Consider the following 8,466-nt stretch of genomic DNA (forward strand, 5'->3'; position numbering starts at 1 on the left):
CCCCGCACCACGCGAACGAGACCCTGAGGGGCACCCACAACAGGCGCACCCCTACGAGAAACAGGCACCCCGTGTGGGCTTCACCCCGCACCCCGTGAAGGGGCGCCGACCCGTGAAAGGGCAACCCTGTGTTTCATTTCCCCAACGCGCCGGACCAGCGCTCGTAGAGCTTGTGGGGGGTGCCCGCGGAGTCGAGGACGCGGCCCGCGACGAAGTCGACGAGGTCCTGGATCCCCGTCGCGCCGGCGTAGAACGCGGGCGACGCGGGCATGACCACGGCCCCCGCCTCGTCGAGCGACACGAGGTGCCGCAACGTCTGCCCGTTCAGCGGAGTCTCGCGCACCGCCAGCACCAGCGGCCGCCGCTCCTTGAGCGTCACGGAAGCGGTCCGCTGGAGGAGGTCCTTGGAGAGGCCGAGCGCCACCCCCGCCACACACGCCGTGCTGGCGGGCACGATGAGCATCCCCTTCGCCGGGTAAGAGCCGGAGGACGGCCCGGCCGCGAGGTCCCCCGCGGCCCAGTGCCGTACGCGGGACAGAGGCAGTGCGGCGACCTCGGGAGCGAACGCGTCGGGCGTGCCGTCCGCGCCGCGGGAGAGCCAGCGGCGGAGGTCTTCGTCGGCGTGCGCGTCGCGGAAGGGGTGGCCCGTCTCGTCGAGGATCGTCAGCCGTGAGGCGCGGCTGACGACAAGGTCCACGTCCTCTCCCGCGTGCAGCAGTGCCCGCAGCACCGCGGCGGCGTACGGCGTCCCGGAGGCGCCGGACACGCCGACGATCCAGGGGCGGCGCTCGGTCGTACGGTCGGTCGCATCGGTCACGGCACCGAGCGTACGTGGCGTACGGGGCGGACCGCGGCCGTCAATCCCTTGCGCGGCATGCCTTAAATTCGTCCTCGGAGAATGCAGGGAGCCCCAGGGACACGGAACACCGGAACACGAACGGAAGGCACCAGGACGTTATGGACGCGGTGGACAGGCAGCTCATTCAGGCGCTGCGCGAGAACGGCAGGGCTTCCTACGCCGAGCTGGGCCGCCTCGTCGGCCTTTCGGGGCCCAGTGTCACGGACCGCATCAACCGCCTGGAGACGGCCGGAGTGATCACGGGCTACCGGGCCACCGTGGACGCGACCTCGCTCGGGCTGGGGGTCACCGCGCTGATCGGGGTGCAGCTCTCGGATGCGACGGACCACGAGGAGGTGGCGACGCGGCTGCGGGAGCTGAACGAGGTGGAGGACTGCTGGTTCATCGCGGGCGACGACTCGTACATGCTCAAGGTGCGTGCCACCGACGTGATCGGTCTGGAGAGCATCATCCGCCGTCTCTCCGGCACCAAGGGCGTCTCGCGCACGCGGACCACGATCGTGCTCTCCACGAAGTGGGAGAACCGGGTCGGCGAGCTGCCCGAGCAGGCGTAGCGCCCAGCGCGGGGGAGCCGAGGGTGGGGGAGTAGGCTCGGCAAGGCGCTCGAAGCAGTCGGGAGCGGCCCGAAGCAGACATCCGAGGAGGGGCGACGCATGGACGGTGGGCTCAAGCGCGAGCTGGAGGAGAAGGTCCGTTCCGGTGAGCGGCTCACCCGTGAGGACGGCATCGCCCTCTACGAGTCCGACGACCTGGCGTGGCTGGGCGGGCTCGCCCACGAAGTGCGTACGCGCAAGAACGGCGACGTCGTCCACTTCAACATCAACCGCCACCTCAACATGACCAACGTGTGCACGGCCTCGTGCGCGTACTGCTCGTTCCAGCGGAAGCCGGGCGAGAAGGACGCGTACACCATGCGCATCGAGGAGGCCGTGCGGCTGGCGAAGGCCATGGAGGGCGACAAGCTCACCGAGCTGCACATCGTCAACGGCCTGCACCCGACGCTGCCGTGGCGCTACTACCCGCGCTCGCTCAGCGCGCTGAAGGAAGTGCTCCCGGAGACGGTCTCGCTGAAGGCGTTCACCGCGACCGAGATCCAGCACTTCGAGAAGATCTCGGGCCTGGACGCGAGCGAGATCCTGGACGTGCTGATCGAGTCCGGTCTGGAGTCGCTGACCGGTGGCGGCGCGGAGATCTTCGACTGGGAGGTCCGCCAGCACATCGTCGACCACGACACCCACTGGGAGGACTGGTCGCGCATCCACCGCCTGGCGCACGAGAAGGGCCTCAAGACCCCGTGCACGATGCTGTACGGGCACATCGAGGAGCCCAGGCACCGGGTGGACCACGTGCTGCGGCTGCGGGAGTTGCAGGACGAGACGGGCGGTTTCCAGGTCTTCATCCCGCTGCGCTACCAGCACGACTTCGTGGACATGAAGGACGGCAAGGTCCGCAACAAGCTCCAGGCGAGGACGACGATGGCGTCCGGTGCCGAGGCGCTCAAGACGTTCGCGGTCTCGCGGCTGCTGTTCGACAACGTGCCGCACGTCAAGGTCTTCTGGGTCATGCACGGCGTGCAGACGGCCCAGCTCGCGCTCCAGCACGGCGCGGACGACATGGACGGCTCGGTCGTCGAGTACAAGATCACGCACGACGCGGACAACTTCGGCACCCCCGACAAGCTGACGCGCGAGGATCTGCTCGACCTCATCCGCGACGCGGGCTTCCGCCCCGTCGAGCGCAACACGCGCTACGAGATCATCAACGAGTACCCGGGCCCCGACCCGGACCGCCGCGAGTCGCCGCAGCCCATGCGGGTGTGAGACGCGAGGGCGGGCCTTCACTGGCCCGCCCCGGAGGTGGCGCATTGACATGAAGCGCAGTCGAAGTTTCATGCTGGAGCGTGTCCGCGCGGCACCGCACGGCGGTGCCGCGGCCCCCTCCCCGAGGAGAGCAGACACATGCCGTCCAGCACACCCGGCACGCCCCCCGTCCCTCCCCGCGCGTCCTTCGACAGCGCCTACGAGACCGGCGTACCGCCCTGGGTGATCGGCGAGCCGCAGCCCGCCGTCGTCGAGCTGGAGCGCTCGGGCGCGGTCAGGGGCGCCGTCCTCGACCCCGGCTGCGGCACGGGCGAGCACACCATCCTGCTGACCCGGCTCGGCTACGACGTCCTCGGCGCCGACTTCGCACCGCACGCGATCCAGCAGGCCCGCGCCAACGCGGAGCGGCAGGGCGTGGCCGCGAGGTTCGCCGCCGCCGACGCGCTGCGGCTCGCGGAGGAGCTGGGCGAGGACCGCTTCGACACGGTGGTCGACAGCGCCCTGTTCCACGTCTTCGGCCCCGAGGACCGCGCGGCGTACGTGCGCTCCCTGCACGCCGTGACGCGCCCTGCCGCGGTGGTCCACATCCTCGCCCTCGCCGACACGGAACCGGGTTTCGGGCCGCGCATCGCCGAGAGCGTGCTGCGTGACGCGTTCACCGAGGCGGCGGGCTGGCGGCTGGAGGGGATCAGCGCGACGACGTACGGGGGGCGTGTGCCCGCCGGGCACGCCGAGGCGCTGGGGCTCGCACCCGGCAGCCGTACGGACGTGCCCGCCTGGCTGGCGACGGCCCACCGGATCTGAGCCCGCTCCGTTCGCGGTGCCGTTGTTCGCGGTGCCGTTCGGGGTGCCGTTCGCCGTACGGACGGTTCGTACGACTGTCGTAGGTGTCTCCTACAGTGCCCGGTATGAGTCTGCGCTTCGTTCTCGACCCGGCCGTCACGCCCGAGCTGCGCGACGGTGTGTGCGCGCTGTGGGCCGACGTGACCAACGCGGGCGGCGCCGTCGGCTTCGTCCCCCCGGTCACCGCCGACGACGTGCGCCCCGAACTGCTCAAGCACCTGCTCGCCATGGAGCAGGGCCGTACGCGGCTGCTCGCCGCCTACGACGAGGAGGGCGCCGTCGCCGGGACCGTCTTCATGAGCTTCAACACGCACCGCCTGAAGCGGCACTGGCTGTGGCTCTACACCGTGATGGTGAGCCCTTCCCGGCAGGGCAGGGGCGAGGGGCGGGAGCTGATGGCGGCGGCCGAGGAGGCGGCGCGCGGCATGGACGGCATCGAGGCGGTCCACCTCACGCTGCGCGGCGGGCTCGGTCTGGAGCGGTTCTACGCCTCCTGCGGCTACAAGGAGGTCGGGCGTATACCCGGCGCGCTCAAGGTCTCCGACGACGACTACCGCGACGAGGTCGTGATGCTGCTGCCGCTGCACTGAGCGGGCCGCGGCGCCGGGCCCGCGCCCGGTACCGAGCCCGGCAGCGCGCCCGCGAGGGGCCCGGAAGATCGCGATGTCGGCTGTGTTTGACTGGAAGAGGAATCGTCGGACCCTGTCCGAGACGCCCTGAGTAGCCCCGAGTAGCCCGAAGAAGGTTCCCGTGAGCAGCAGCACGTCGCACGCAACGCTCCGCTACACCGCCATGCGGCTCGGCATCTTTGTCGGCTGCCTCGTCATCGTCGCGGTGCTCGCGTACGTGGGCGTCGTGCCGAAGGGGCTGGGGCGGTCGAACCCGCTCTGGGTGGTGCTGCTGGCGCTCGTGATCTCGGCGCCGCTGAGCTTCGTGCTGCTGCGCAAGCAGCGGCAGCGGATGTCCGAGCAGATCGTCTCCGGCGTGGACCGCGCGAAGACCAGGCTCTCCGCGAACCAGAGCCAGGAGGACAGCGTCGCCTGACGCCTCCGTAATCCTCGTCACAGCTTCCGCACACCCCACCGGGAATGACCTTCCCCCGGTGGGGTGTTGTGCGTGGGCGTATCGAGGCTCAAAGGAAACCTTTGGGCAAGGCAAAGACCGAGTGTTAGCGTGAGCGACATGATGACTGTGGTCCAGACCTCCGAGCAGGCGCGCTGGACGGGCGCGACGGTGCTCGTGGAGCGGCTGCACGTCGACCTCTGCCGCTGTATGTCGGCGACCTGTCGCTGAGCGCGCCGCTGCGGCCGGACCGTACGTTCTCCGGCGCACCGCCTCCCCACCACCCCGCCCCCAGAGCCACACACACCGGAGACTGTCCGTGTCCACGTCCTCGTCCTCAGCCGCCGCGCCCGAACGCGAACCCGCGCCCGAACGCGCCCGGCGCCTTCCCAAGGTCCCCTTCTGGGCCCAGATCCTGCTCGGCCTCGTGCTGGGCGTGCTGCTCGGCTGGGTCGCCCGCAACTGGGACATCGCCTGGCTCGGCACGACGCTCACGAAGGTCGGCGAGACCTTCGTGCAGTTGCTGAAGCTGGCCGTCGCGCCGCTGGTCTTCTTCGCGATCACCATCTCGATCACGAACCTGCGCAACGTGCACAACGCCGCGCGCCTGGCCACCCGCACCCTGCTGTGGTTCATGGCGACCTCCCTCATAGCGGTCGCGATCGGCCTGGTCATCGGCCTGCTGACCAACCCGGGCTCCGGCACCGGCATCTCCGCCAAGGACGCCGCGAAGCCCGAGGAGGCCGGGTCCTGGCTGGACTTCCTGACCGGGATCATCCCGACCGACATCATCACGCCCTTCACCGAGCTGAAGGTGCTCCAGATCGTCTTCATGGCGGTCGTCGTCGGCATCGCCGCGCTCAAGCTCGGCGAGAAGGCCGCCCCGCTGCTCAGCCTCGGCGAGTCCGTGCTCGCGCTGCTCCAGAAGGCGCTGTGGTGGATCATCCGGCTCGCCCCGATCGGCACCATCGGCCTGATCGGCACCGCGATCAAGGACTACGGCTGGAACCTGATCAGCAGCTACGCGACGTTCACCGCCGACATCTACGTCGGCTGCGCGATCGTCCTCTTCGGCGTCTACCCGCTGCTGCTCGCGACCGTCGCCAAGGTCAACCCGCTCCAGTTCTTCAAGGGTGCCTGGCCCGCCATCCAGCTCGCGTTCGTGTCGCGCTCCTCGGTCGGCACCATGCCGCTCACCCAGAAGGTCACCGAGCGCCTCGGCGTGCCCAAGGAGTACGCGTCCTTCGCCGTGCCGTTCGGCTCGACGACGAAGATGGACGGCTGCGCCTCGATCTACCCCGCCATCGCGGCGATCTTCGTGGGTGAGTTCTTCCACGTCGACATGGGCATCAAGGAGTACCTCCTGATCGTCTTCGTCTCCGTGATCGGCTCCGCCGCGACGGCGGGCCTGACCGGGGCCACGGTCATGCTGACCCTGACGCTCTCCACGCTGGGCCTGCCGCTCGCCGGCGTCGGGCTGCTGCTGGCCATCGACCCGATCCTGGACATGATGCGCACGGCGACGAACGTCGCGGGCCAGGTCGTGATCCCGGTCCTCGTCTCGGCCCGCGAGAAGATCCTCGACGTGGACGCGTTCCGCAACGCGCGCAGCTTCAGCCTCGACGAGCTGGACTCGGACTCCGGGCCCCGCGAGAGCGCGGTGCGCGAGCCCGCTGCGGCCACGAGCTGAGCCGCGCCCCTCGGCCATGCCTCGATCCCCCGGTGCTCCTCGGAGGCCGGGGGATCGGTGTGTCCGGCCGCCGTCAGACCGTCCGGCCGTCCCGCCGTCCCGCCGTATCGCCGTGGCTCGCTGTCGACGGGCGTACCGCCGAGGGCGCGTAACCTGAGCGGGGAGCAGGACATGGGGCGGAGGGGCACAGCCGTGGGGACAGTGGGGACACCGGGGACCAAGAGCAGGGGCGGGCACAAGCGGATGCCGCGCGCGGTGCGGGAGCAGCAGATGCTCGACGCGGCCGTCACCGGGTTCGCGCGGCACGGCTACCAAGCGGCGTCCATGGACGACATCGCCGAGGCGGCGGGGGTCTCCAAGCCGCTGGTCTACCTCTATCTGAAGTCGAAGGAAGAGCTGTTCACGGCCTGTATACGGCGTGAGCGCGCGGCGCTCGTCGAAGCCGTGCGGGCCGGGACGCGCGAGCGGGGCACCAGCGCCGACCAGCAGTTGTGGGACGGCCTGTGCGCCTTCTTCGCGCACACCGCCGCCTCCCCCGACGGCTGGACGGTCCTGCACAGGGCCCGTACCCAGGGCGAGCCCTTCGCCAGCGAAGTCGCCGCGATGCGCGTGGAGATCACGGAACTGGTGCGCTCGCTGCTGGGCCAGGCGGCGCAGGACGCGGGCTGCGACGGCGACCTCGCCGAACGCGAGGTCTCCGGGCTCGCGCACGCGCTCGTGGGCGCCGCGGAGTCCCTCGCCGAGTGGGCCAACGCCCGTACGGACGACGCCCCCACGGCGAAGGAGACCGCGGCCACGCTCATGAACTTCTGCTGGGCCGGTCTAGAGAACCTGATGAAGGGGTCCCGCTGGACTCCCGGCCCACGCGCCCGGTGAGGTGGAGCCGGGCGCGCTCCCCGGTGCCGCGCAGCTCGAAGGCGCCGTCGCGCTCCCCGTAGGCGACGGTCGTGGGCAGGTGCACCGGCGCCTTGAACTCGGCCCGCGCGCCCAGCCGCCCGTCCCCGCCGTCGTGCTCGGGGAACGCCTCGGCCAGGCAGCGCGCGAACGTCCACATGCCGTGCGCGATGTGCCGGGGGAAGCCGAAGAGCTTCGCGGTGAGCGGGTGCAGGTGGATGGGGTTGCGGTCGCCGGAGGCGGCGGCGTAGCGGCGGCCGAGGCCGCCGGGCAGCTCCCAGGTGTCCCGTACGGGCAGCGGTTCGTCGGCGGCGCGTGAGGCTTGGGCTGCCTGCTTCCCTGACGGTTCTTGGGGCCGCGCCCCGGTGCGGTGCCTGCACAGGTACGTGCTGCGCGAGTGCCACACGGTCTCCCCGTCGAGCCGTGCCTCGGTGACCATCCCGAACCTGCTGCCCTTCCGGTGCGGCTCAAGACCCTCGGCCTGTACGGAGATCTCGGGGCGCGCGGTGGCGGGGAGCGCCTTGTACTGGGTCAGCTCGATGTCCATGTGGACGAGCCCGAGCAGCGGGAACGGGAAGTCCCGGCCGGCCATCAGCCGCATGGCGAGCGGGAACCCGAGAATGTGCGGGTAGGTGGGCGGCAGTGTGCCGCCCGCCTCGAAGCGGCACACGTCCGCGTACGCGCGCAGTGCGTCCGCGTCGACGGGCGTCTCGCGCAGTACGAGGCGTGTGGCGGGGAGCCGGGCGCCGTCGTACGGGCCGCGCTTGCCCACCGACACGACCGCGCCCCGCGCGAGCAGTGGGCCCAGCCGTGGTGCGGTGCTGAGCCGCTGTGTCCGAGTCTGCGTCGTGATCATGTCCTCATCCCTGACTTCCCTGACCGTGAGTCGTCCTGACCGTTCGCCGTGCGTCCGTCTTGTCCGGGGCGTGCCCTGTCCGTGCTCGTCGATTCCGCCGGACCCACGCCGCCGTGCGCACCCGCCGTCGCGGCGGGACAGGGGCGGACGGCGTCCACCCCCGCTCCCCGCCCCCTCGCGGGGCGAAGGGGCGGGCCCGGCCTCGGGAGAGGCGGGCTTCGCCGCCGCCTCCCGAGAGGCCCTCGCGGAGCGCGCCTCGCGAGGGCCCCGCCCTGGCGAGGGTGTGGGCCCCGCCGGCCTCGCCCCCTCGCCGGGGCGCGGAACCACGGAGCTGAGCCCCATCGCCCGGCGCGCCTGTGCTCCTGGCCGCTGTGCGCCTCGTCGCCGGGTGGGCCTGTGTTCCTGGCCGCTGTGCGCCTCGTCGCCGGGTGGGCCTGTGTTC

At 71.2% G+C, this 8,466-nt stretch carries 9 protein-coding genes; 7 read left to right on the plus strand and 2 right to left on the minus strand.

The window, feature by feature from the left end:
- Window positions 1-133: 133 nt before the first annotated feature.
- Complete coding sequence (locus ACYVOO_RS26335; protein WP_461018186.1) at window positions 134-817, minus strand: UbiX family flavin prenyltransferase; 684 nt, start codon at window positions 815-817, stop codon at window positions 134-136.
- 140 nt (window positions 818-957) lie between these two features.
- Between ACYVOO_RS26335 and ACYVOO_RS26340 the strand changes: the two genes are divergently transcribed.
- From ACYVOO_RS26340 to ACYVOO_RS26370, 7 genes are all read left to right on the plus strand, one after another.
- The gene (locus tag ACYVOO_RS26340) at window positions 958-1,413 is read left to right on the plus strand and encodes an Lrp/AsnC family transcriptional regulator (RefSeq protein WP_453349968.1); all 456 of its coding nucleotides are present in this window, start codon (window positions 958-960) and stop codon (window positions 1,411-1,413) included.
- A gap of 99 nt (window positions 1,414-1,512) precedes the next feature.
- Window positions 1,513-2,679, plus strand: coding sequence for an aminofutalosine synthase MqnE (mqnE, locus tag ACYVOO_RS26345; protein ID WP_461018187.1), 1,167 nt, complete (start codon window positions 1,513-1,515; stop codon window positions 2,677-2,679).
- A gap of 138 nt (window positions 2,680-2,817) precedes the next feature.
- A complete protein-coding gene (locus ACYVOO_RS26350) occupies window positions 2,818-3,483 on the plus strand; it encodes a class I SAM-dependent methyltransferase (protein WP_461018188.1) in 666 nt (221 codons plus the stop codon).
- Window positions 3,484-3,587: 104 nt separating this feature from the next.
- Window positions 3,588-4,112: a GNAT family N-acetyltransferase gene (locus ACYVOO_RS26355; RefSeq protein ID WP_461018189.1), complete on the plus strand. Its 525-nt coding sequence runs from the start codon at window positions 3,588-3,590 to the stop codon at window positions 4,110-4,112.
- Window positions 4,113-4,272: 160 nt separating this feature from the next.
- Window positions 4,273-4,566 carry a DUF4229 domain-containing protein gene (locus ACYVOO_RS26360; protein WP_461018190.1) on the plus strand — a complete coding sequence of 98 codons (294 nt, stop codon included), beginning with the start codon at window positions 4,273-4,275 and terminating at the stop codon, window positions 4,564-4,566.
- 337 nt (window positions 4,567-4,903) lie between these two features.
- The gene (locus tag ACYVOO_RS26365; RefSeq protein ID WP_461018191.1) at window positions 4,904-6,274 is read left to right on the plus strand and encodes a dicarboxylate/amino acid:cation symporter; all 1,371 of its coding nucleotides are present in this window, start codon (window positions 4,904-4,906) and stop codon (window positions 6,272-6,274) included.
- Between the two features lie 243 nt (window positions 6,275-6,517).
- Window positions 6,518-7,150 carry a TetR/AcrR family transcriptional regulator gene (locus ACYVOO_RS26370; protein WP_461018197.1) on the plus strand — a complete coding sequence of 211 codons (633 nt, stop codon included), beginning with the start codon at window positions 6,518-6,520 and terminating at the stop codon, window positions 7,148-7,150.
- On the opposite strand, the gene ACYVOO_RS26375 is transcribed toward ACYVOO_RS26370, so the two are convergent.
- Entirely contained in the window at window positions 7,074-8,024 is a 951-nt protein-coding gene (locus tag ACYVOO_RS26375; RefSeq protein WP_461018192.1) for a MaoC/PaaZ C-terminal domain-containing protein, read from the minus strand. The two genes, ACYVOO_RS26370 and ACYVOO_RS26375, sit on opposite strands and share 77 nt — an antisense overlap.
- Window positions 8,025-8,466: the final 442 nt, after the last annotated feature.

The sequence above is a fragment of the Streptomyces daliensis genome (assembly GCF_054782395.1).

Coding starts and splice junctions, on each gene's coding strand:
- ACYVOO_RS26375 (WP_461018192.1), bottom strand. CDS start 8,024: ATGATCACGACGCAGACTCGGACACAGCGGCTCAGCACCGCACCACGG.
- ACYVOO_RS26350 (WP_461018188.1), top strand. CDS start 2,818: ATGCCGTCCAGCACACCCGGCACGCCCCCCGTCCCTCCCCGCGCGTCC.
- ACYVOO_RS26340 (WP_453349968.1), top strand. CDS start 958: ATGGACGCGGTGGACAGGCAGCTCATTCAGGCGCTGCGCGAGAACGGC.
- ACYVOO_RS26355 (WP_461018189.1), top strand. CDS start 3,588: ATGAGTCTGCGCTTCGTTCTCGACCCGGCCGTCACGCCCGAGCTGCGC.
- ACYVOO_RS26370 (WP_461018197.1), top strand. CDS start 6,518: ATGCCGCGCGCGGTGCGGGAGCAGCAGATGCTCGACGCGGCCGTCACC.
- mqnE (WP_461018187.1), top strand. CDS start 1,513: ATGGACGGTGGGCTCAAGCGCGAGCTGGAGGAGAAGGTCCGTTCCGGT.